We start from the raw sequence: 22276 nt of genomic DNA on the forward strand, positions 1-22276 counted from the left end.
TAGATAAATACCACCAACAAAGTAAGAGGTATTTTAAAAAGCTTAGGTTTGGGTGATTAATTCTAATGTTAAAAGTCCTTATGAATGATTATCTATATATCAAGATTAAGTACTATATTACGTTAAAGACATAAAAGAAAATGAGGAAACTGTCTTCTAAGACTTTTTATCTGGTAATTGTGGAATAAAAGGCTCACCTTCAAAACTTATCTTGTCACTAGTAACTATAATCCTTATGAGTTTGCAATTTATACAAGGTGTTTTAGACTTTGGAGGAGTTAATAATTCTCCAGAAATTAAACTAAAAACTGCGTGATGAAAGGGACATTCGATTTTATCATCATAAACTTTTGCATCATTTAAAGGTCTTTTCTTATGAGGACAACCAGCTAACCAATAGTAGTTAGTTCCATCTTTATTATAAACCATTACGGGGTAACCGTTTATTTGAGTAAAAGTTAGCATGATAAGTAATCTTAAGAAGAAGCATAAATAGTTAATTTTTAGCTTAGAGAAATAACAGATAGTACTAACTGAAGAATTTATGGTAATACTGCTATATATTCTTTTGTTTTACATGTTTTTAGAAAGGCTAAAATTACTTGATACATTACATGATCTCGATAACGTTATATTGTGTTAACATAAATAGTTATTAGTGCAAAGAAATATCATGAAACGAATATATTAATTAAGTAAAATTTATTAACTTGATATTTAAATAAATAAATATGCCACTCCTTGATTATGGCGAAATAAAGCTTGATATACAAGGTGCAAGTAATAAGGAAATTGAAGAGTTACAGAATCATATACAAAAGCTTTTTTCATTATGCCACTTAGTGGCTGAAAAATACGGAATAGCAATGAATGATGACGAAGTAAGAAAGATCGTAGATTATCTTGATCAGTTCACAGAAAGTATGAGGGATGCAGTATTTAAGAAGGGAAATACTAGTATAAAAGTTATCCTAGATGAATATGTAACACTACCTAATCAGAGAAGACTTATAGGTCTGTGGTATTTATTTGATAGATTAGGATACAAGACTGATAGACAAGGTGATTTAGAACTAATAAAACAGAGATTAATTGAATGGAGAACAAAGGCTACCGAAAGAAACGATAAAGATGTCCTTGAATTATTGAACTATTTTGAAAAATTTGGATTCTATAACTTTTAACTTTTTTATAATAATATATATTTTTATTAGAATTTTTCAGATTTGTAATAATATCTTGAGATAATGATCTATTAGATTTCATCTTATTGCTTTGCATTTCCATTCTTTCGGCGGGTTAGCTAACTTTATCTCCTCAAGTATAAGATTAGCCTGATCCTCATCTGACAGAGTATCTAATTGTTGATACACACTGCCTTCCTCTGCACCATCATGCTCAAGAAGTACTCTCATAAATTCGTTCATCTTTTCTTTAGCTTCTTCAGTGTTACCATTATCTAAATACTCTTTAGTTTGATCTAAGAGAAGCCACATACTGCCATGTTCAATCTCTAGAGACTTAATGATAGTTAAAAGAGAACTATCATTTACTTTAGGAAAAAGAAATTCTTCCTCCCAATAAATGTGATTAATAAAGGCACGTCTTATTTCCTCATATGTTGATAAATCTGGGGAATTCCTAAACTCCTCAACAAGCTCTTCTAATCTCCTATGATCTAAAGTTAAAACTAAAGAGAGCATAGCCAAATCCTTAACTTAAATCTTATGCTTGTTTATAATACGGTATAATTTCTATTATCCCATTCCTTATACCATCTGGTAAGTACAAGTTATAATAGAATCCGGCTTCAATATTATCTATTTTAATACAGAACTTCCTTTTCTCCACATGTTTCTTATTATCAGTTTCTAATAATACATCATCGATCTTAACATTACTTATATCCTTTCCAATGGTTTTTGCTAACTCAAGTACCTCGTATACAAATTCATCTCTTAGATCCTTAAACATTGTTAACTCTGAGTCCCAATAAGAGGAACCATTTATATAAATAACTCCTCTAGTCTCACTAACATAAACTAATGGATTTTCTGGTACATCAAAGTAAAAAGTAGTACCACCTATAGGAATTTCTAGGGTTTTGCTAATTACTCTCTTATCTTTTTCTTTAACCCATGAAGGGATTTGATATTGAGGAATTAAAACTTGGATTTGTTCTTGGAGAGTTACCATCTCAAATCACAATAAATAGATCGTCAAAGATTTTAAAAAACAAATAGCCTAAGATGTTAATCATTTACAAGTTAAACAACTAGTGTTATTTAGCATAAATCGTAAGGGCTATACGTTTTAAGCATATACATTATTCCTAGATTTAGTGAAGGAAAATGGGTATAGATCCAAACTATAGGCAAAATAGGCAAGTAGTAGGAGAGCATGAAGGACATAAAATTTACGGACCAATAGGACCTCCTGGAAAGTTGGGGATTCATGGCACAATAGTGGGAGTAGATTTCGATTTATGCATTGCAGACGGTTCATGCATAAATGCATGCCCAGTAAATGTATTTCAATGGTTTGATACACCAAGTCATCCAGCTTCAGAAAAGAAAGCAGACCCCATTAATGAAAAATCTTGTATATTCTGCATGGCATGTGTTAACGTATGCCCAGTAGCTGCAATTGATGTAAAACCACCATGAAATTCTCTAACATTGCAGTTGTTAAAGTAACTAATCCCTTAAACTCAAAGTCTTCAAGATCTCTAGAAATTCCTACTAATCCAGCAGTAGATGTAGAATATCCTATCCTTAAATATCATTTAACCTCATCTTCCTTCCCCTCCTTCTTCTTCTTTTCCACAATTTTGTTAAAGTTCGTAACAACGATTGAGCTTAAAAGTGCCTTCCATGAAAGAAAGAGCTTACTCGCAGAATTCCTACTATAACCAGCCTTAAGCATCTCAACACTTAAATAGAGCTCTTGCAAGGATTCAAGTAACCTTAACCTAGAATACTTCTCTGGCTCTTTGATGAATTTAGGTAACTATGGCTCTGCATAAGATCTCTTCGTTTAAACCTTAAATCTTTGTTTCAGTACTTATGGTAACAACCAATAACTAGTTAATTAATAAATATTAATCATGATTAATGCGTGAAAAATTTATCCATTTAAGCTATGAAATTGTTTTAGCTTTTTCCTACTTAATAGAGTATTAAAAAGAAAATAATCACAGAGTAATTTGAACAAAATTACTTTTCATACATAAAGAACTATCAGCATTTACATCGTTGAAAAGTAATAGCTCCCCCAATTAATACTAGCTTAAATAGTGAAGATTTTTACTTAATGCATGAGAAGTTTTCATATACTCCAGAACTATCGTACTTCATATTATGACGAAGAATCTTAGATTTCCTAATTATAGATCACTTCAACCATTATTTAAATCAACGTTAAACTATTTTCAATTTGACGTTTGATTTAATAGGAAAATTAATGTTTCAGTAATAATTAATAGAATTAGATATTAATCTGAAAATGTTCATTAATGAATAATAAACATTATGCTCATTTAAAGAAAAAATTATAGTATTTCTTACTTGATATTGCACAATAATTATAGGGATTGTCTGGTTATTGAATTTAAGTTACTGCATTTATCACTTGCGTAGCTATACTTGTCATATTGATGAATACTCTGCGTAGTTTAAGGTATAAAGTAGTTTAGGAATGTTGCAAAGGCGTTACCAAACTGAGTTAATGCGGTTACTGGGATTTGATAATATGGGGTTGTAAATTGCTGGTTATGACAACTTATATTAACTATTTGGTAAGGAATGTACTCAGAAATTGGTGCTTTTTGCCAATCTGGCCAATATGGAGAATAGAGTTGGTAGGGATAAATGACAACATTAATTGACTGTCCTGGTGCTAAAGTCTTCCCTACATAATAAATGAATAGTTGGTCGCCTGAACCGTTAGATATTATGATATATGTTAACGTGCTTGGAACATTTCCTACATTACTTATTGTTATTGTAATATTGCTCAAATTATACTTGTATATACCGTAAGCTTTTCCATGATATGCTCCAATTCCAACTCCACAGTCACTATGAGAAACGTTATAATAATATGCTATAGCAGTAATAACTAAATTCTCATTATTATGGTCATAAATTGACAATTGAGCTTGCAATAATTGTAAACCAACATTTTGAAAAGATCCTAAATATATTAAGATTATACCAATAGCTGCCATTAATATCAGTAAAAATATCACAATTCCAACAACTGTACCTAAGCCTCTCATATCAGAGATTAATGTAAAAGGAATTAATAAAGATCACGTGAAACATCTTTTTCCACAGTTTTCCACTAGAATAATGATAAGCTAAATATAGTATTTTTATGTGCTCATTAATATTTCTCTCTGTATAGTATTCATATTAAGCGGGAGATCGCATTACTTATATGAAAATTAGAATTGAGTAGCTTCATTCTTCTTTATTTATATCTCTTTTAAATTTAAAGCTTAAGCGTTAAACCTAACCACATCACTTTGTGTAGAAGAAGGCTAAGAAGAGTATGTGTTTAGAGCCTTAAAACACATGCTATTAACAATACTCAAGATATACCTAATAATTTATAACAAGAAGATGCCTATAGTAATTATTTCTCATTACGTTCTTCTTCATTTAACTCAATATCTTTCGTTTTAATTATTTTTCTTCTAGAGGGTCTATTTATTTCATAATAAACCTTTCCATACTCTCTATTACAGACTAAGTAGCCCAAATCCGTCAGTTTTTTAAGCCTTCTGTATGTAGTGGATTTTGGTAATCCGGTGAATGATGAAATTTCAGTCAATGTCTTATAACCTCTTTTGATGGCCTCTAGAACCATTATATCTCTTTTATCTATCTTATCATATGATATCTCAATCTTGTTTCTTCTGTACCTTATTATAATTAATAATAGAGAAACTGCTAATAAGGGAGAAACTGCTAATTCGATATAGGTAAAATCAGAGTAAAGGATAAATTCCGGTAAACTCACTCTTGAATTTAAAAATGAAAAGATAAATGAAATGTCAATCAAATTATAAGTTTCAATAACCATATACTTTTCAACGTAAATTTACTATATAAATATTTCTACTCTTAGTAAGTATAGTTAATGTTAATAATCTTATATAGTAGAGACGAAATACTCATTGAGCTACTTGAACACTTACTAGCTTTAAAAAGCAAGAGTTCGTGTTTATTACATAGAATTCTCTTGTTAATTTCTTAAAAATAATAACACATTTAATATTCTAACAAAGTATAAGTACTCAATTAGATTCTTTCGGCTTTCAAACTTTGTAGAACTAGAATAGTCAGGATATTTCTTATCCAATAAAAGATTGTAATACTTAATTATTATTGTAGTCTATGTAAATTTCCCATTCTATCTCCTATTCTCTATCATAACTTAAGAACAAAGGTATTCTAAATTCATATAGGATCTTAAAGAAGAATATATTGCCCTCTAAAATATGATGGAGTAGTTAAATAGCTAATCTAATACATATTATTTAGACGCCAAGCATGATACTAACTCAGCCCTGTATGATAGTAGGTCCAATTAAATCCAATACAATTTGAAATTTCAAAATAAATTTTTGAATTTATTTTCAGATTTCGTATATTGGCATGAATTAATTTGTATCAAATAGATGAAATACAAATAGAATTATTCTCAGAAACTTTGGTGGAAATTCTGAAAAAGCAACTTCCACCAGTAGTTTCAGTACACGTTTCATCGTTATTTTTTAAAGGATAAATCAAATCAGATTAACTTGAAGAAGTATGAAAAAAATAAATAAATTAGAAAACATAAATACAAATAAAAAAGGAAAAAGAGGTCTATCTAATATAGTTGGATCACTACTCTTAATAGTATTAACAATAGTAGCAGCACTGTTAATAGGTCACTTCGTATTTGGACTGTTTTCAGCAAATAGTCACAATGCGGGAATATCAATAAGTGATGCTTCCGTTATAATACCTGGCGGAGAATATACTACACAAGGAGCAAGCGTTACTTTAACTGTTACTAATAGTGGAAATGACCCTATCATCATACAGACTATAAATTTAGAAGCTAATGGGAATTCTTACGCACTTTATAGTGCATCTGGAACTAAAAGCTATATTACTCCAATATCTGGAGCATATAAACAATTATCAAACGGCTATCTAATTGAACCGGGCCAATCAATAACATTCTCTGGAATAGTAACAAGTGCTACAGTCCCATCACTATCTACTGGACAAACTATAGTATTCCTGGTATCGGGAGTTGATAACGTAACAGCACAAACATTAAGTCAACAGATCAGTGTAGTAGTACAAGACTGAAAAAGGTGTAAGGTAATGGTAATCCAAAAGAGGAGGGGGCTCAGTAATATCGTGGGCTCCCTCCTTTTAATTTTAATTGTTTTTTTAGCTTGGGCTTTCCTCTATCATTATGGTTTAAATTACATTCACATACTTTCCTCATCTCCTGATATTTCAGTTAGGGCAGTAGTCATTTTGATGAATTATCAGACCGTACAAAACCCAGGTGTTATTATGTTAGAGTTGTATATTTCTGATGACGCTTACACACCCTTTATGGTTCAACATGTTTTACTTACTAGCAACGGAATTACGATGAACATATCTGGGAATACTTTTTACACTGCTATTGTACCGTATTCTCAGCTAAGTAAATATCAGACTACACTTCCCATGACAGTTAGGCAAGCATATACCCAGTTACTCTATACTTTCGTGTCAAACTTTCAAGTAAATCAATATTCTGACTGGGTAAATCAAGGGAACTATACAATAGTCACGATTCAGGGCCAATTAGGTTCCTCTGTTATCCAAATTCAGACTTCTGCACAGGTGGTGAGTTCATGAAGAAGGGCTTATCTGAGGTAGTAGCTGCTTTACTTTCACTCGTAATAACTCTTGTTCTATTAGCTGCATTTTTTGCCTTTAATGGAGGTTATTTTTTAACATTTCAAAAACCTCATGTAACTTCAGCACTCCCTCTACTTCAACCTCTTTACTTAATTGTTAATCCCTATCCACAGTTGTCTTTCTATCCACCGTATCAAGGAATAATACTCTTTATCGTAAATTACGGTTCTTCTCCAGTTCAAGTCGCTTATGCAATGGTAAACGATGCCTTGCAACCGAACACCACATACGTTTATTTAGTAGAGCCGCCGACTAGTTTAAGTGGCCAGCCTAAGTTCATTTATTGTCCAACTGGAGAAATTCAACCAGGGAAAGAATATGCCATAGTTATTAGTAATGTACCTACAAATTTGAATGCTTATTTCATAACACTAGTCTTTACTAATGGTTATTCTGAGGAATTTGTTCTATCTCCGGGGGTGGTACAATGAGAGGACTTGGAACGGTAATAGGTATTGTTATCTTTTTGATTATACTTCTGGCCTCTTTAGCCTTGATCCTTGCTTATTTAGGCGAGTTCCAAATAATAGGTGCTCAGATTTCTCAATCTCAGATTAATATTTATAATCATAATAATGCTAAACTTAATGTTAATTCACAAATAGAGTATTTATACAGCAACGTAATTTATGCTGGTCAATGCACTAGTGGACCGTACTACTTTGTAGTTACGATAACCGAATACTCAGATCCAGTAATTATAGTTACGGTAAGGAACCCTTCACAAATTACCCAGACAATTAATGATCTCATAATTTCTGCAGGGAATCCTATGAGTGGTTCACTTATTGGAACTACCCAGAATGGACAACCCCCCAATTATGTCTCGGTTGCCCCACCGGAGTTAAGCCAACTATTAATTGTACATATAGGATCTACTACCGCACCTAGTTATACTTACACTCTAACTTTAACTTCTACTCAACTTAGTCCTTATATTCTCAGCTTATACGTTCCGCAACAGTATTATGAGGTAGAGATAAAAGCATTTATTTTAGTCCCTATAAATATTAACAATGTAAAGTTATTATATCAAGGTACCTACTATTATGCCTTCTACCACTATAGTCAGTACACATTTTACTACCCATATTATGGAGCCCAACCATATTTGACTTCAACTAACTATGTACCTACTGACTGGGAGTTATTACCAAATAATCCAGTCTATCCTTTCGGTAATTTATATTTTATAGTCTTTACAAACTTCGGGAACGTAGGATATACGTTTTATCCTTTAGGAGGGTGAATTCCATGTCTGAAGTTAAAATACTAAGACCGGAATTAAAGGGAACAATTCTATTCGAGAAAGAACTTAAGTGGAAGTACGAAGATAAAGGAGTAGCGTATCCCAAGGCGTATGTACTTAGAGATGAAGCTGGGGATTTATATTATCAAATTGAGGAGCCAGAACTAGATGAAAAACAGATAAAGATCATTAGTAAGTTAAAGAAGACGCTCTATTATGTCATAAAACCGTCATCAAACGAGGATGAAATGATTCAACAGATTCTTTTCCATCCAGAAGTTAAAGGCGATCCAAAAATAGGTTATTACATTTATCGTGATGTCCTTCGCTATGGTCCACTCTCTCCTTTATTTGATGACGAAGATTTAGAAGACATTTCCTATTCCGGTTCGAGAACTGGTCTTTACGGTGATTCAGTATGGGTCTTTCATAGGGAGTTCGGTAGTTGGTTACCTACGAATATTCACTTATCTAAAGCTGAGGCGGACTATTTAATCCAAAGGATAGTGTTAAAGTCTGGGAAATCAGTTACTCTTGCAAGACCTATAGTAGATGGAATAACCCCAGAAGGCTATAGATTTGCAGTAACTTACGGTAGTGAGGTCTCTCTTCCTGGGTCTACTATAACAATAAGGAAACCATTAGAGGAAGTATGGACTTTATCGGATCTAGTATATAAGAGAAAAACTCTCTCACCTCTAACTGCAGCTGCATTGTGGTATACATTAGAGAATAGAGGTGTAGTTCTCGTAGTAGGTAGAACAGGAACTGGAAAGACCACATTTATAAACGCATTAATGACTGTTTTGCCTCCAACTTGGAAGATAGTTACAGTAGAGGAAGTTCCAGAGCTGAAAGTAATATTCCCTAACTGGACAAGACTGATAGCCAGGAAATCAACTGCTTTTATGGAATATAGTGAGGCTATTGAAATTCCTCTGGACAAGTTAATTGCACATACTCTTAGAATTAGACCAGACTTCGTTTCAGTTGGTGAAGTTAGAACTAAAGAGGAGATTAAGGAATTTATCCACTCAGTAGCTAGTGGCCATGGAGGAGTAACATCACTACATGCCGAGGATTTTGACTCCCTTAAGGCTAGGTTTAACTACTCTGGTGTTGACGATTCATTCTTCGCCTTAGTTACAATGGTAGTCTTCATAAACACATATCCTAACCCTGAAAAAAGGGGAGGATTAAGGAGAAGAGTCCAAGAAGCAGGTGAAATTTTGCTTAAAGGTGGACAAGCAACATATAATCAAATAGTATTTTATAATCCAATAGTGGATTCATGGGACGACTCTAAAATTGTTATCAGTGAGAGACTTCTACAAATAGCTCAAAGGAATGGTTTAACTCAGAAAGACTTAGAAGAAGAGTTAAAGGCAAGGGTTGATTTTTTAAAATATGCCTACGAGAAAGATTTCTCTTTAAATCAATATAAGGAGGGGTTGATGAGGTTTTATGAAGCCAGAGGTATCGTTTAAAATAAGTCCAATAAACTTTCCATTTACTTTAATTATAAGCATAATAGCTTTAGCTCTAACTTTAGTGTCATTTAAGATATATATCATGAATGCCCAATATCTACAAAGTCTCCTATTAGGTTTATCATCATACTCCGCCGTAATTACAAGTTACAATTATAAGCATAGATATGATGACTATCTTGAGAAGATAATTATCCCGCTAGTAGAGAAAGCTAAAGTAATAGAGGATCCAAACAACTGGCTTAAAGAAATGATTCAGTTTGCATGGTACGGTTTCCCATTATCAGCTATTCTAGGTATGATAATTTATATGGGAAGTGGGGAGGTCTTATATTCAATATTCGCTGGGGCTGTAGCAATAATCACTTACTTCTATCCTTGGGTAAAAATGTGGGATGCTAGGAACTCTCTTCAAACTCAAGTAGAGAAGGAATTGCCTATTGTCTCTATAATAATTTGGAGCATGGCTCAATTAGGCTACGGAATTATGAAAATAGTTGAGGAATTAAAATCGGAAGAAACTTACAGTAATATGAAGATCATCAAAAAAGAGAAAAGAGGTTCGCTTATTCTTTTAAGAAGAAAAAAAGATGAAGACGAAGAGTTTGTAAAGGCCATACCAAGAGAATTTCTCAAGATACATAGGGATTTTGTCTTATTTAACATGCCGCCAGAGGAGGCGATAGTTAGAGAGGCTAAAGATCACCCGTCCAGAGTATTTGAAAGACTACTGCTAGGTGCAGTTTCAATATCTAAAAGTGGGGGCAGCTTAATTGAGTTTATGAACAGAATTACAGTTGAGGTAATGAACGAACTTAAAAGAAAATGGGAGAACTTTGGAAGAGCTGCGTCTAACCTGGGTGAGTTAGCATTATTATTCTTATTAATACTCCCGCTCTTTGCAATATGGTTTGCCGTATCGTCTAATAACCCAGTTTATGGTACTGATAGTGTTACGTTCTTTATGATCCCGTTAATAGGGTTTGGGCTTTATATGTATCTCTCATTCAGTGCACCACCCGAAGAAGTAAAGATAAAAGGGGATTTGAAAAAGGGAGTAATTGCATTGGCAGTTTCATTAGTAGTATTGGTAATTCTGTCGATTTTCAAAATAATTGAACCTTCTGGGCAACTCTTATGGGTTTTCTTTGAAGTCCATGTCCTTTCATTCTCGTTCTTTTACGGTTATCCGGTTTATCAAAGAATTAGGGCAAAAAATGAGGCTGAAGAAAAGTTGCCTATATTTGTCAGGTCAATAGCAGAGCTTATCAGAAGTACCGGAGATAATTTATATAACGCACTGAGAAAGCTTAATGAAGGTGATCTGATTTCTTCAAGTCTAGTTAAAGTTACAACGTTCGGAAAGGTTATTGATGATACGATCTCCCGTTATTTAACTGCCTTAGTTACCGCAGGAACTTTCGAGCCTAAGACTGATTCATGGATGCTTAATACAGTATTTAAGAATTTGATGGAAATGGATAAACAAGGCGTACTTAAGTATAATGTATTTACTCGATTAGCAGAGATTACTGATGCTTACTATGATGCTATTATGGCTAAGAAGAGAGGCCTCTATACCTTCATTGGAGCATCGATATTAGCTCCAGCAATTATGGCTGGTGTTATAATAATGACAGTTTACGTACTCCATAGTATTGCCGGTCTGGTCCAGATTCCAAACCTAGAAATACAGAATGCTAACGGAATTGCAGTACCCTCTGGAATAACTGGGCTTTTAAACTTCTTCCTCGCGTTTATAAATGTTGGGAACTATGTGAACCAAATGCTACCTACACTAGAGTTAATGATTGCTGAAACTGGCGTAATTTTTGGGATATTATATGCTAAATCTGCAGATGGAACGATAAAGAATACTTTCAGAATAGTTCAAGTTTCTATAGTTGCAGTAATTAGCATAATAATCATGCAGATAGCATTAGCCTATGTAGTACATTTACCTAACTTGTTCACATAAGTTTAATTCACTTTTTTATTTATAGCATTTTACATAAAATCATGAATTTTAACAGTTTTAAAAAATATATCTAAAAATGTGTTAATTTTATATTAGCAAAAGATATAGTATATAAAAAAGATTTTGATTTATCGAGAGGTGTATTACGTATGTATTTTTATCTATTTATTTCTCCTCATAAACAATTTAAAATATGCATAAATTGTCTATTAGGTGAGTTTTTGATATATAAAGCAATTTTTTCTATAAATATTATCAGATTTTCTTCTTTAACAGCTATATGGACTTATACTGCCATAGCTCTTTACAACTTTTATCATTTATCACCACTTCTAATCATATTATACTATTCTTTCGGTTATCCTATACTTGTATCGTCTTATATCTTAGCAGGTTACCTAACTGACAATATAGGAACAAAAAACACTATGATAATTTCACTACTTTTCACTTCTATAATATTACTTCTAGGTTTCTTTCTAACTAGCGGAATATGTGGAATTATAATACTAAGTACTCAAGCATTTTTCAATTCTTTATACGTAACATCATCTTCAACAGCTACAGGTAGCCTAAGTAAAACTTCAGTAAAGGACCTTATATTATCTTTTTCTAGGTTTAGAGCAGGAATAAATTTAGGTTGGCTTATTGGTCCCATAATAGGGGGGTTAATATATCACTATCTTGGTTAGAATTTCATTCTTCTCTTAGGTGGCTTTGGTAACTTAGTTTCAATACCAATAGCTTATAAATTAGACAACAGAAAAATTACTAAGAATAAAAGCAATAGAAAGTACTTCATTATCCCGTCTAGGTATTTAATGGAGATTATAGTGGTTCAATTTATATTTGCCTTTGTGGGTTCACAAATACTCTTTGGTTTTACAGTCTATTCCGTAAATGTTCTTAAAATATCCAGCTTACTAATAGGATACTTTATTTCACTAAATAGCTTAATAACCTCATTATTTCAAGAGCCAATAGGGAGATTCATGATAAAATTAAACTTAAAGTATATGTACATTCTAGGCTCTTTAATCTTCTCCTTATCATATTTAAGCATTATTTACATTAAAAATATAATTGGACTTACAATTTTTATAATACTCATATCACTAGGAGAAATTATTTTGAACCCTATAATTTTATCAGTATCTTATATAATATCACGCAAATATCACGGAAACGAAATAGGTATTGCAATGGCATATACAAGAATGGCTGAAGGACTTGGGAGAGCCTTCTCCACCTCTATCACAGCCTATCTATTTTCTGTTAATGATTATAGACTGGACTTTATTTTACTCTCCTTAGTGGGAATAGTAAGCCTTATAGCAAATAGAGTTATTTACACTTCACTAAGAAACAACTTTTAACCATTATGGATAATCTTTTAAGAGAGAATTATCAACACAAATTAAATTCACTCATTTCCACCAGTCCTCCCTTCTTTATATATAGGACTTTAGAGAACTATTCTTCTAACGTATATTTTTAGAGACGATACTTCCTCGAAGGAAAGCTTTGATACTCGATCTCTTATTTTCATTTAGCAACTTTGTATGAGGAGAAACATGTGGTCACTTATACTTCTAAATACTACTGCACAAAACTAGTTTTATGTCATCAGAAAGAAACTCCTTAAGTATTTTTATAGATAGATAATTATACTGGAAGCTTTTACTCTTAAAACTCAAAAAATGTTTATCATTATAAATGATAAAATAATTTTTTGTCTAAAGATTTATAGCGGATTATCATATAGATCAAGAACACTATATGATGAATGATTACGAAAGAGAGCTCTATGATAAAGGTTTAAAGGAGCTTACTAAGCTTTACTATGCAAAGTAAGAGATCTTATCAAACCAATATTGTTCAAATCACAACTAGGTTTAAGAAAAGACATTCTGATTTTTTACAAAGATTCTTAGAATTTCCTTTGGGTTTTATTCACCATCTTAGACTTCACAATTTTTGTAGTCCTATTTATGAAGGTTTAATGAGGCTATTTAGTACTTCTCTCCCAAATGTTACCTGGTCTATTATCGTCCTTATTATATCACTGGATTACTTTTCCCATTGGACTTGCCTTCTCTATATGCATGATAGTTATCTTATACAGTTATGTAATGAGTACTGTCTTTAGAAAAGCATTTGAGAAAACAGTGTTAACTTCTATCATCTCACTCATATTTCTCCTGGTTACTTTGTATTGCCCTTATTTTCATAATTTTATTAGCTTTATATTCTCTCTTCTGCATGATCTTTTTATAGTCTGTAAAAGTCCCATTTATGTTTTAAAAATTTGACCTTTATCCTTGTTTTAGCCCCTTACCTAATAAATCATGGTTAGTAAGCTGAAGATATAGGTGTTTTAAACATACTTATCTGATAGAGACATCTGGTATGAAAAACTCATCTCACTAATTTCCAGATCTAGTCTAGGCAATTACTTATCAGATCTTAATCTAAGAAGTATAAAGTTTCCTACTACTAGATCTATAACTTGAATATTCCACTAGCGGGATTAAGACTAGCAAAAAAGCTTAACTTCGAGATGATTCTTAAAGGTTTAGTGAGTGTTTGATACACTTTAAAGAAAAAAGAAAATAACATTAATTAAAAAATTATTAATTCTATAACTACATGGATACTTCTTATCTTCTGAGATATATAATATAAAATTTGATCTATCTAAGTTTGAATATCATGATTTATGCCTAGTTATAGTTTAAAGTCACCATACTCAATCACCATAACATATACGAATTTACAGCAGTAGGTAGATAACAATAACTCACAAAATACTCCTCAGACATCAGAGAGAAGACCTTAGTATATTATATGCAAAAATTTTTAGAAATATAAATAGGTAATAACAACACTACCTCCCAGTCTTTTACACTAAGATATAGGAGCTAAAGCGATCCAAACACTTTGAATTTTATTCGAACAATTAGAATAGTTTATGAAGAGAAAGTATAGATCACCTATCCTATTTAATTGTACAAAAACTGAAAACGAAGATATTTGAAAAGCAATTACATAATGAGTGAATCGCCCTACCGTAGTTCCATTATCTAGTTTTACAGTAAAGAATATAGGATATCCACCACTATATGTTATAGTAGAATTTACTACCCAACCGCCATAATATGATATTATATAATTTTCAATGTGGGCAGAACCACCAGATTGATTTAACACTACGAACCTATACTCACTATTGTTAAAAAACATAGTCGTATTATTAATCACCTTTAACGATAAGAAAGCTGCTGAAGATATATTAACCAAATCTGGAGGACAAACCTTAGAATTATTAAGCGAATATAAGTAGAGCTTTTGAGCCTTTTGGATAAAAGTTGAAACATTTAATGATGCTGAACTAGACTCATCATTTTCAGTCTTTGAGGGAATATTGAGGTTTGGAGCATTAATTAATCCTAGTAAAAATATAATGATAAATAGAATAATCATCGTTACAATAACTATAGAAATAACCATATTTTTACTTAACGTTTATCCCACTAGTAACTTTACACAATATATATTAAAAAGTTTTATGAATACAAAAATAGCAAAGAATAAGTAACTCCTCTTTCTCCCAAGGTTACAAACACAAGTTTGTTAGAGACGTAGCATATAGCGCCTCCCTAATATACATTGATGTATTTTTAAACTATAACTAAGTACAAAGAACCCTTGATGACCCAGACATACTGCCATATAATAAAAAGTTAAAATCTTTTTTTCATTTAAGATATTATGGTTCGTTTTAGAATTCTTAATTCCGAAATACTCTATAATGAGGAATTTATTGAGATAAAAGAAATGATACCTAATAGTGATGCATATATGAGAATTTACGGTAATAAAATAGCTAATTTTGACTTAGATACGCCACATTATTGGGTCACTGGCAAGAATCTAATCTTACCATCGAAAGAGATTAATTTAGCTGATGTTAAGTCATTTCTCTATTCCGCAATTGGTAATGTGATTAGGGAGGATAAGAACCCTTCAGTATCAATCAGTAGAGATGGATTAATTTATGATTTTTCAGTAGAAAATCATGAGGTTAAAGTGGTAGAGAAGATGCTTAACGGGTTGCATGTTCTCTCAACTGTACTACAAAAGCCTCTAATGAATTCTCCAATGAATTTACCCTTACCTGCCTGGGCTTCGTCTTTTAAACTTCTTTCAGCTGTAATCTCATTGGATGAAGGACCAAAGGATGTATTAAAGAAGCATTTCCAGCAGATAACTAAGATTACTACGGAGAATGGATACATAGAAAAGAGCGGATTAAGGCTCACTAGATTCTATTACGAATGGGATAAGAAGATACTTTGCTATACACAGTTAATGGGGTATATATGTTTTGAAGAAAAAAGTGGAAATATTAGAGAGTTAAGGCCTTCAGATAAAGAAGTGGAGAAGATTATAAACGATATTCTTAGTGGCTATGGAAAATGTGTAGTAGAAAAAGGTGCGATACTTCTTTGAAAACTAATATTGTTGTAATTGCTTAGAATGCATTACGTTCTATATCTATAATAAACATGAGTTTACAACTATTGGAGGAAGATTAATCTTTATATAAAAATCATAATATCTGTCCATGAACTAATAAACATTTCTAATGTAGCGCGTAAGTGTAACGATTCCCTATAAGTGTTACACGGTTCTTGTTATAACATATATTTATAATCTGTATACTTTTTATTAAATAATATACGCCTAGAAAAGTCTCTGTATCAGCACGGATTAAAAGAAGAATATAAATTAATAAAAGAAAGTCAATGTCAACTTTTTATAGTCTTATAATAAATTATTCTTGTGGAAAGATTTAACAATATAGTAGAAAGAATAGGTAAAGCAACAGGTTTATCACTTAAAGCAGACTCATTAACAAATTTACCTCAAGATTATAGAATTTATCCTGCATTAGCTTCTACAGATAGAGCCTTATCAAATACAAAGAACGTATTCCAACTCATTAGGCACGGAACTGTAATACGTACAAGAGAGGGGAATTACTATTATATTGGCGGGAAATCAAACTACTGGGCTGGAGGAAGAGCATTTCATTCATTTAAGGGTGGAATAGAGTTTACGCTCTCCCCCTCAGGAAGTGAAAGTTCATCCATATGGAAGATGATTAGAGAAGCGAAGTCAAACATAGTCGTTTTTCAAGTGAAGGCAATAAGACTCTCAAAAGAGTGGATAGATACTACTCCAGCATTTTCAGCCTCAGTTGGAATAATAGCAAACTATATTCCTAAGTTCTTAGCTAGACCGGAGTTTGAAACTATAGTACCGGGAGATTTAGTTGACTTTTCTGGAGGGAAACTCACAGCAGATGGACTACTCACCGCAATGCGTTACGCATCAAGAAAACCTCCTTTCCCATATTTTGTAGCAATAACTGATAACGAATTATTCATGCCCTATCCACCAGATAGAGAACTATGTGAGTATTTTGTTAAAGACACTACACTATGTAAATATGTTGAATTGGACAAGGAGTTTAATGAAATGCTAATTGGAGCTCCTATATTTTCAGCAGATGGGCTTATAGGATTCGTAAACTCTTACATAAAAACACTTGAGGAACATATTGTGCAACTCTCATATATTCCATTCAAATTAGAGTTTACAGATAAGAACATGGAAAAATTTGCAGAGAGCCTAGGTGTAGGAGAAATATTAGCCTTAAGCAGAAAATACGTTTAATAATCACATTAGCAGTTATTTAATTAAAACACCATTTGTGTACCAATAAATTATTTCTCATCTCTTCATATCGTTAGGATATCCACTTAGTATGAAGCGATTTAAGTTTTCGGATTGTAGTTTTCCCATCCTCTAAAGTCTGTCTATGAGGAGATCCAATATCGCGAGCAAGAGACTAAAATGAACATACGAAGTAAAATTTACATTTATATACTCAGTTATAATTTAAAGGGAAACAATGATTCTTTAAATTTCATAGAATGCGTACGTTTAGGAGAAAGCCTAGTCCTTTAAAATCTCAGAAAGTAAGTTAATCTGATATTACAGCTCATTAGTAAGCCTGGTTTTCTCTGTGTTCTTCTACACAGCTTATTGTGTAGTTATATAATTCGTCTTCATTTAATGCCTCATTACCGAGTTCGGAAATTGAATCTGCAACACACTCATCAACATAACTTAACAAATCATATTGGTGTGTTGAGTTTAGGTAATTCCTCACCCTATCTATCACGTTCTTAGCAGTATCAGCATACTTCTTAGCCTCATCATAAGTCCTCTCCCAATCCTCATACCAAGTAACAATAGCAATAATTGCAGAAGCTACAGCAGCTGATAAACCCAGAGCTGATATTAGCGTAGCCTCAGCCTTACTAGCACTAGAAACATACTTCTTACTCAGAGAAAGAATATCACCAACACCCAACATATTAGCATACTCCATGATAGAATCATCAGTATACTCACCGTTAACAGTTTTAGGGGTAGGAATAACAATCATAGACGTAAAAGTATACTGCTGAATACCTATATTATCAAGAATTGAATAAATAAGCCCAGACAAACCCAACCCCTTACAGCCACTAGCACAAGAATAAGAAGAAAACACCGGTGCGCCAATCAACATCTCCTTATAGTATCTATAGTAAGCATCATAATATGTTGGATTAGAAAAGTAAGGATTACCTTGTATTGAGCTATCATAGTTTAAATAAACACACTCCCCTACATTACCCGTAATAAAGTTACATAAAGGAGTTTGTATATACGCCGGGAATAACATGAATATAAGTTCAGCGAAACCTTTTAGATTTGTGTATAATCCAGATGGTATTGAACCGGGTGGAATAGATTTATGAGTAAGGATAGCATAATAAGGAAATGGAGGTCTCCTTGAAAAATTACGTAATATCCCTAGAAGTGCTGATGCTGCCAATTTGCCTCCGGATTCATCAATCCATATTCCCGGTACCTTTATATTAAATACGGGTTGTTGTGTAAAGTATGGTAAATAGTTCATTACTACTGAACTTCTAGCTACATTTTCTAATGTATCTAATATCCAACCTACTATTATTTCTTGACAGTTTACCGTTGGTTTAGGGTTTACCCATTGCTGTGATATTCTTATTCCTTTTACTTGTAGGACTATTATGTTTGATTGTGCTTGTCTTATCATTTGCCATATTGGTGAGTTTTCTTCGCCTTGTGGGCTTAGGAGGAATTCCGTTGAACCTTGGTAGGCGTGGAATGACCTTCCTCCAGCCCAATAGTTTGATTTCCCACCGATATAGTAATAATTCCCTTCTACTGTACGTATGATTATACCGTGTCTAACTACTTGAAAAACTGAGGTGGTTCTTGATATTACCCTATCTGTGATGGCTAATGCTGGGTATAACTCATATTGTTGAGTAAGATTAGAGAGTAGATTTTTAATACCCGTTGCTGTGCATGTAGCGGTGTCTCTTATAATAGGGTACTCTATTATTGCACCGATACCTATTGAGGCAAGTTCTCCCAATACAGAAGAGCTTACCGGTATAGGAACAGTTTCCGTCATAATTCAATTTAATTTTGATAAAACAAATATGTAAACTTTTATATACTCTATATTTTGTAGGATGATTTAATTTTCTTAGATTTTAGGTTCGTAAATTTTTGTTAAATCTAAGCGTTGGTTTGGAAGTAGTTGAGGAGTAATAATCTCGTGGAGTCTTTTAATTCTCTCGTAGAACGTAGGCGTTTTGGTAAGTTCCATTCTGGCTATATGATATTACAAATCGCACTAGCTATTGCTGTTTTGTATAAAATCTATTAAACTATTGTCTCATTCTCGTGATAATATTACTATGAGCCTAATTTTTCTCATAATCTTAACATATATTAAATTATTTCTCCATAAAATCACAATTCGCAAGGGATCCGTGAATCTCCAAATCTGGTGGCGGAAATTCTCTTTGATACCAAGCCTAAATCTAGGAAGGAAGATCTCTTTGATAGAGATTGAAGAGCTTAAGGATGTAATATTACACAAGGATTTTGCAGCAGTATTAGGGATAGGAAAGACCAGTCTTGTTAAGGTTAACTCTTAATCAACACACTCCCTGTCCTTATCAATTAACTTAAGGAAAAATAGGAGTAGCAGTTGTTCTACTTTGACGCAGCTTAAAGATTTTCATCAAACACAGTGCACTCCCTAAACATAATTCTGCGAGTTTGAGGAGTTTCTTGTAACACTTTTTAATTAGCCAAACGCTAAACTAAAAACTTTATCGGTTATACTGGGAATTTTGTATTACCGAGGGAAAATAGAACAACTGCTAATAGGAGTAAAAATCATATCCTATGGATACTCTTTCAAGAATTTTCATTGAGGGAGCAGTAAAACACTTAAAAAATATACCTTTGCAGGGAAAAATCTCAAAAATTATAGCAAACAGACTAGGAATAGATCCTAGTATCTTAGAATTAAATTGGGTAAAAATAGGAATAAAACTGAAGAGAATTTAACACTCAATACGTAAACGAAGTTATTAGGGCTTTAGACTCAGTTTCCAAGGATAATAAGAAATACTTAGATGAAATACAGAATATTAAAGGAGTGAAAGGCTTTAATCTAGATTCATTCTTGCACGACGTTTATGAATGATGTGATAATATAGCTGTAGTTTCCAGGAGTTTTGTAGGCGTTACCGAGGAGATCTTAAATCAAGTTGAGGAGGAAAAGGCCTTCTTCGGTAAGGAATTCTTTTTTAGAATAAAGTTAGAAAGGATTAATGAGGAGACTTCAAAAGAGTTTTTATCTCAGAAGTTTAAAGAGGAAGGAATTAAAGTTAAAGATCAGGTCATAGAAGAAGTAATAAAACTTTTTAACGGAATACGTGATTAGTTGGCTTTATTCTTATGCAGCTAAGCACTCTCATCCCATTGATACAAAAGAGGCAGCAAAGAAAATATCAAAGGATTTTATAACCTTCTTAAAGACTTCTAATTCTCTCGCCAGATACGCTGAGATAATTTTAGCCTTATCTAGACTGGGAAGTTTAAGTGAGGTTAGGAACGTAATTAATTCATTATTCTAAGGAAAATATTGAGAGCTCTAGACTTAATAAATTATTAAGCACACTCGTCAAGTATGGATTCGTAATAAAGATAAGCAGAGGAAAATATACTTTACCCACAGACTTACCCACTAGAATTGGTTTAAGATATTCAGCAAAAATGTGAAAGAAGATGAGACAGATAAATTTAACAATAGTCCTAATCTTTCAATTATGAATCTCCTAAAGTTAATGAGAGAAATTATTTACCAAAACAGTTAGTATTTCTATATATCTCTTTTAAAACCTATCCTAGTCTCACTAGCCCTTAAGTATTATATTGATTTTAAAAAGCCATTAAGAATTTTTATTAAAATCCAAGTATTGTATTACACAACCACCAAACCACAATATAACTATTAACATACACACTTAAAATAACAAACCATCGAACACCTATGTATTTAACCATCTTATATAAAGGATGAAGAAAGAGAAAAGCTCTCGGCTAACGCTTGGCGACTTTCGTTTGGCCACTTAGGGAATCTCACCCAAGGGAGGGGCCTATTGGGAGTGGCGGGCTAAACCCCTCGGGAAAACCCTTGGGGCTTACACCCCCACCCCATCAAACCCCTCTTCTGGGGGAGGCCCCCGGCCTTGCGGCCTGGCCGCCTCTTTTAGGGGAGGGGTTCCCGCTTAGATGCTTTCAGCGGTTACCCCTCAGGGCGCGGCTGCCCGGCGCTGCCCTACCGGACAACCGGTAAACTGGAGGCCCCGGCACCCTGTTCCTCTCGTACTAGGGGTACCTTCCCCGCAGGCGGCCAGCACCCCCTACCCTTAGAGTCCGACCTGTCTCGCGACGGTCTAAACCCAGCTCACGCTCCCCATTAACGGGCGGGCAGCCCTACCCTTGGGGGCAGCTGCACCCCCAGGGTGGGAAGAGCCGACATCGATGTAGCAAACCGCGGGGTCGATGTGAGCTCTCGCCCGCGACGACCCTGTTATCCCCGGGGTAACTTTTCTGTCATGCCCGGCCCCCACGTGTGGGGGCACGAGCGTTCGCTAGGCCCCGCTTTCGCGTCGGGACCCCGTACTTTGGAGGGTCCCGTCAGGCCGGCTTTTGCCCTTGCACTCTACGGCGGCGTTCTGTACCGCCTGAGCCGACCTTTGGGCTCCCGTGTTATCTTTTCGCGGGAGTGCCGCCCCAGCCGAACCGCCCACCTGACGATGTCCCCCTTTCGGGGTTAGTCCTCCGAGCACTCATGGGTGGTGTTTCACTTTCGGGTCCACCGCCCCCGAAGGAGCGGCTTCGACCCCTCCCACCTACTCTACGCATGAGCGCCCGGAGGACAACGCCAGGCTGCGGTGAAGCTCCACGGGGTCTTCTCTCGGTGTAGGGGGGTGCCGGACTGTGCACCGGCTCAGGGCGTTCGCGGGGCCCCAGGCTGGGACAGTGGGGACCTCGTTGATCCATTCATGCGCGCCGGAACTTACCCGGCAAGGCATTTGGCTACCTT

23 protein-coding genes, 1 rRNA gene and 1 pseudogene (1 of these 25 only partly in view) are annotated in these 22276 nt (G+C 34.0%); 16 read left to right on the plus strand and 9 right to left on the minus strand.

The features are described from left to right. Positions 1–156: 156 nt before the first annotated feature. On the minus strand, positions 157–465 hold the full coding sequence (locus tag D1869_RS06760; RefSeq protein ID WP_156014466.1) for a Rieske (2Fe-2S) protein: 309 nt from the start codon (positions 463–465) through the stop codon (positions 157–159). A 266-nt stretch (positions 466–731) separates the two neighbouring features. On the opposite strand from D1869_RS06760, the gene D1869_RS06765 reads away from it, so the two are divergent. Further along, on the plus strand, positions 732–1184 hold the full coding sequence (locus D1869_RS06765) for a hypothetical protein (protein ID WP_156014467.1): 453 nt from the start codon (positions 732–734) through the stop codon (positions 1182–1184). 78 nt (positions 1185–1262) lie between these two features. Here D1869_RS06765 and D1869_RS06770 read toward each other — a convergent pair whose 3' ends face one another. Together D1869_RS06770 and D1869_RS06775 are read right to left on the minus strand one after the other, a co-directional pair. Then, positions 1263–1703 carry a hemerythrin domain-containing protein gene (locus tag D1869_RS06770; RefSeq protein WP_156014468.1) on the minus strand — a complete coding sequence of 147 codons (441 nt, stop codon included), beginning with the start codon at positions 1701–1703 and terminating at the stop codon, positions 1263–1265. Positions 1704–1725: 22 nt separating this feature from the next. After that, positions 1726–2196 carry a hypothetical protein gene (locus D1869_RS06775; protein ID WP_184650933.1) on the minus strand — a complete coding sequence of 157 codons (471 nt, stop codon included), beginning with the start codon at positions 2194–2196 and terminating at the stop codon, positions 1726–1728. A gap of 155 nt (positions 2197–2351) precedes the next feature. Here D1869_RS06775 and D1869_RS06780 point away from each other — a divergent pair, with 155 nt between their 5' ends. Beyond that, complete coding sequence (locus D1869_RS06780) at positions 2352–2666, plus strand: 4Fe-4S dicluster domain-containing protein (RefSeq protein WP_156014469.1); 315 nt, start codon at positions 2352–2354, stop codon at positions 2664–2666. A gap of 115 nt (positions 2667–2781) precedes the next feature. Here D1869_RS06780 and D1869_RS15460 read toward each other — a convergent pair whose 3' ends face one another. From D1869_RS15460 to D1869_RS06795, 3 genes are all read right to left on the minus strand, one after another. Then, positions 2782–2952: a PaREP1 family protein gene (locus D1869_RS15460; RefSeq protein ID WP_231113773.1), complete on the minus strand. Its 171-nt coding sequence runs from the start codon at positions 2950–2952 to the stop codon at positions 2782–2784. A 721-nt stretch (positions 2953–3673) separates the two neighbouring features. Continuing rightward, positions 3674–4279, minus strand: coding sequence for a hypothetical protein (locus D1869_RS06790; protein ID WP_156014470.1), 606 nt, complete (start codon positions 4277–4279; stop codon positions 3674–3676). 359 nt (positions 4280–4638) lie between these two features. Next, positions 4639–5088 (minus strand): helix-turn-helix domain-containing protein, encoded by a 450-nt coding sequence (locus tag D1869_RS06795; RefSeq protein ID WP_156014471.1) that lies wholly within the window; start codon positions 5086–5088, stop codon positions 4639–4641. A gap of 731 nt (positions 5089–5819) precedes the next feature. On the opposite strand from D1869_RS06795, the gene D1869_RS06800 reads away from it, so the two are divergent. The 8 genes from D1869_RS06800 to D1869_RS15470 all read left to right on the plus strand — a co-directional run bounded on the left by D1869_RS06800 (position 5820) and on the right by D1869_RS15470 (position 13073). Further along, the gene (locus D1869_RS06800) at positions 5820–6371 is read left to right on the plus strand and encodes an archaellin/type IV pilin N-terminal domain-containing protein (RefSeq protein ID WP_156014472.1); all 552 of its coding nucleotides are present in this window, start codon (positions 5820–5822) and stop codon (positions 6369–6371) included. 15 nt (positions 6372–6386) lie between these two features. Next, a complete protein-coding gene (locus D1869_RS06805; RefSeq protein ID WP_156014473.1) occupies positions 6387–6917 on the plus strand; it encodes an archaellin/type IV pilin N-terminal domain-containing protein in 531 nt (176 codons plus the stop codon). After that, complete coding sequence (locus D1869_RS06810; RefSeq protein WP_156014474.1) at positions 6914–7411, plus strand: hypothetical protein; 498 nt, start codon at positions 6914–6916, stop codon at positions 7409–7411. The genes D1869_RS06805 and D1869_RS06810 overlap by 4 nt, the downstream gene beginning before the upstream one ends. After that, complete coding sequence (locus tag D1869_RS06815; protein WP_156014475.1) at positions 7408–8229, plus strand: hypothetical protein; 822 nt, start codon at positions 7408–7410, stop codon at positions 8227–8229. The genes D1869_RS06810 and D1869_RS06815 overlap by 4 nt, the downstream gene beginning before the upstream one ends. Before the next feature lie 5 nt (positions 8230–8234). Then, positions 8235–9716, plus strand: a complete 1482-nt coding sequence (locus D1869_RS06820; RefSeq protein WP_156014476.1) for a type II/IV secretion system ATPase subunit — start codon at positions 8235–8237, stop codon at positions 9714–9716. Then, positions 9694–11697, plus strand: coding sequence for a type II secretion system F family protein (locus D1869_RS06825; RefSeq protein WP_156014477.1), 2004 nt, complete (start codon positions 9694–9696; stop codon positions 11695–11697). Before D1869_RS06820 ends, D1869_RS06825 begins: the two co-directional genes overlap by 23 nt. Positions 11698–11918: 221 nt before the next feature. After that, positions 11919–12389: an MFS transporter gene (locus D1869_RS15465; protein WP_231113774.1), complete on the plus strand. Its 471-nt coding sequence runs from the start codon at positions 11919–11921 to the stop codon at positions 12387–12389. A gap of 141 nt (positions 12390–12530) precedes the next feature. Next, the gene (locus D1869_RS15470) at positions 12531–13073 is read left to right on the plus strand and encodes an MFS transporter (RefSeq protein ID WP_231113775.1); all 543 of its coding nucleotides are present in this window, start codon (positions 12531–12533) and stop codon (positions 13071–13073) included. A 1531-nt stretch (positions 13074–14604) separates the two neighbouring features. Here the strand turns inward: D1869_RS15470 and D1869_RS06835 are convergent. Further along, the gene (locus tag D1869_RS06835; protein ID WP_156014478.1) at positions 14605–15207 is read right to left on the minus strand and encodes a hypothetical protein; all 603 of its coding nucleotides are present in this window, start codon (positions 15205–15207) and stop codon (positions 14605–14607) included. Positions 15208–15468: 261 nt separating this feature from the next. Here D1869_RS06835 and D1869_RS06840 point away from each other — a divergent pair, with 261 nt between their 5' ends. Further along, complete coding sequence (locus D1869_RS06840; protein ID WP_156014479.1) at positions 15469–16209, plus strand: hypothetical protein; 741 nt, start codon at positions 15469–15471, stop codon at positions 16207–16209. Between the two features lie 333 nt (positions 16210–16542). Further along, on the plus strand, positions 16543–17439 hold the full coding sequence (locus D1869_RS06845) for a hypothetical protein (RefSeq protein ID WP_156014480.1): 897 nt from the start codon (positions 16543–16545) through the stop codon (positions 17437–17439). A gap of 331 nt (positions 17440–17770) precedes the next feature. On the opposite strand, the gene D1869_RS06850 is transcribed toward D1869_RS06845, so the two are convergent. Continuing rightward, the gene (locus tag D1869_RS06850) at positions 17771–19279 is read right to left on the minus strand and encodes a hypothetical protein (RefSeq protein WP_156014481.1); all 1509 of its coding nucleotides are present in this window, start codon (positions 19277–19279) and stop codon (positions 17771–17773) included. Between the two features lie 129 nt (positions 19280–19408). On the opposite strand from D1869_RS06850, the pseudogene D1869_RS06855 reads away from it, so the two are divergent. The 4 genes and pseudogenes from D1869_RS06855 to D1869_RS06865 all read left to right on the plus strand — a co-directional run. Further along, positions 19409–19572: pseudogene (locus tag D1869_RS06855) on the plus strand (IS256 family transposase); the annotation flags it as partial. A gap of 104 nt (positions 19573–19676) precedes the next feature. After that, on the plus strand, positions 19677–19811 hold the full coding sequence (locus D1869_RS15685; RefSeq protein ID WP_260311027.1) for a hypothetical protein: 135 nt from the start codon (positions 19677–19679) through the stop codon (positions 19809–19811). 253 nt (positions 19812–20064) lie between these two features. Then, positions 20065–20229 (plus strand): hypothetical protein, encoded by a 165-nt coding sequence (locus tag D1869_RS06860; RefSeq protein ID WP_156014482.1) that lies wholly within the window; start codon positions 20065–20067, stop codon positions 20227–20229. Positions 20230–20600: 371 nt separating this feature from the next. Beyond that, positions 20601–20801: a hypothetical protein gene (locus D1869_RS06865; RefSeq protein ID WP_156014483.1), complete on the plus strand. Its 201-nt coding sequence runs from the start codon at positions 20601–20603 to the stop codon at positions 20799–20801. 505 nt (positions 20802–21306) lie between these two features. Here D1869_RS06865 and D1869_RS06870 read toward each other — a convergent pair. Beyond that, positions 21307–22276, minus strand: a 23S ribosomal RNA gene (locus D1869_RS06870); it runs 2068 nt beyond the window's last position.

It is taken from the genome of Sulfurisphaera ohwakuensis (assembly GCF_009729055.1).
In the GTDB taxonomy this organism is placed as follows: domain Archaea; phylum Thermoproteota; class Thermoprotei_A; order Sulfolobales; family Sulfolobaceae; genus Sulfurisphaera; species Sulfurisphaera ohwakuensis.